Source organism: Nocardiopsis halophila DSM 44494, from assembly GCF_000341245.1.
GTDB classification, from domain to species: domain Bacteria; phylum Actinomycetota; class Actinomycetes; order Streptosporangiales; family Streptosporangiaceae; genus Nocardiopsis_A; species Nocardiopsis_A halophila.
Genome location: NZ_ANAD01000284.1, coordinates 1 through 1,784 on the forward strand (window position 1 = coordinate 1; position 1,784 = coordinate 1,784).

The window sequence follows — 1,784 nt, forward strand, 5'->3', positions numbered from 1 at the left end:
CCACGTACAGCAATGGAGGGGTCCTTTCCCGGAGGGCTCGGCCCACGGCCCCCGAGGGGCCGTGGGTCCTCGGGGGCTCCGCGGCGGGCGCGCCGCAGGGAACGGTGCGCCTGCGCCGCGATCGCACGGGGCGGGGGCGGCTCAGCCGTTCTCGGCCTCGGCCCGCGCGCCCGGCGGCGGGGCGGCCGGGGCCTCCGGCCGCCCCCGTTTCATGAACACCGCGGTGATCAGCGCCGCGGCGACCGTGCACCCGGCGCACACCAGGAACACGACGTGGATGGAGCCGACGAACGACGCGTCCACCGCGGCGGCGAACCGCTCCCCGGAGACCGGGAGGTCCGCGGTGCCCTGGTCCCCGCGTCCGGCGAGGGCACCCGCTCCGCCGACCTGCTCGGCGATCCCCTGTCCCGCATCGGCGGGAACGCCCAGGGCCGCCAGCGCTTCGGCGATCCGGTCCTTGAAGCCCGTCAGCACGATCGTGCCCAGCACCGCGGCGCCGGCGGTGAACCCCGTGATGCGCATGGTGTTGATCATCGAGGAGCCCAGGCCCGCGCGCTGCGGCGGGGTGGAGGACATCACGGCCAGCGTCAGCGGTGCGAACATGCAGCCGATGCCGGCGCCGACCAGGGCCAGCCTCCACCACACCGCACCGTAGGCCGACGCGGGCTCGATGGCGGTGAGCAGCAGGAAGCCCGCCGTCACCGCGACGGCGCCGGCGATGACCGGCGCCCGGGGGCCGATCCGGCCCGCGATGCGGCTGGCCGGCGGGGAGAACAGGAAGATCCCCAGGGTGAGCGGGAGCAGCCGCAGGCCCGCGTCCAGCGCCGAGCGGTCCTGGACCGACTGGAAGTACTGCGCCATGAAGAACATGGCGCCGACGATGACGAAGCCGAGCAGGGCGGCGACCGTGCACGCCGCGCTGAAGGTGCGGTCGCGGAACAGGTCGAGCGGGAGCAGCGGTTCACGGCCGCGCTTCTCGACCACGAGGAACGCGGCGAGCAGCAGGGCCGCGCCGATCAGCAGGCTCAGGATCACAGGCGAGCCCCAGCCTGCGCCCTCTCCCTGGATGAGCCCCATGACCAGGCAGAACAGGCCTCCGACGACGAGGACCTGCCCCCGGATGTCGAGGTGGCTCGCCTGGGGGTTGCGGGACTCGGCCAGGCCGGGCACCCCGAGCAGCAGGGCCAGCGCACCGATCGGGAGGTTCACCAGGAAGATCGCCTGCCAGCTGAAGGCCTCGATCAGCACGCCGCCGACCAGGGGCCCCAGCGCCAGCGACACCCCGGACACGGCGGTCCAGATGCCGATCGCCTTGGCCCGCCCGGCGGGGTCGGTGAACGTCGAGACCAGCAGCGCCAGGCTCCCGGTATTGATGGCCGCGGCGCCGAGGCCCTGGACCACGCGCCCCGCGACCAGCCACGCCGCGCCCGGGGCGAACCCGCACACCGCCGATCCGGCCAGGAAGAGCACGAGTCCGACCAGGAAGGCGCGTTTTCGCCCGAACCGGTCCCCGACGGTCCCGGCCGTGAGCATCAGCGCGGCGAAGGGGAGGGTGTAGCCGTCGACCGTCCACTGCAGGTCCGAGATGCGGGCGTCGAGGTCGTGCTGGATCTCCGGGAGCGCGACGAAGATGATCGAGCCGTCCAGCAGGACCATGAACGATCCCAGGCTGGTGACCAACAGGGTCAGCAGGGCGGCGCGGGGGGCTGGTGTCGACTGCATGGACGTCCTATCCGGCTGCGGCGCTTTCCGCGTATTTGGGCAGGAGGGTGAGGAATTGCGGG

Annotated in this window: 1 protein-coding gene; it reads right to left on the reverse strand. The window is 73.4% G+C overall.

Features of this window, described 5'->3' with window-relative positions; translation table 11 throughout:
* Positions 1-141 precede the first annotated feature (141 nt).
* Positions 142-1,722 (reverse strand): MFS transporter, encoded by a 1,581-nt coding sequence (locus tag D450_RS31635; protein ID WP_017542120.1) that lies wholly within the window; start codon positions 1,720-1,722, stop codon positions 142-144.
* Positions 1,723-1,784: the final 62 nt, after the last annotated feature.

Excerpts from the sequence above, each read along its gene's own strand:
- D450_RS31635 (WP_017542120.1), bottom strand. The coding sequence starts at position 1,722 with ATGCAGTCGACACCAGCCCCCCGCGCCGCCCTGCTGACCCTGTTGGTC.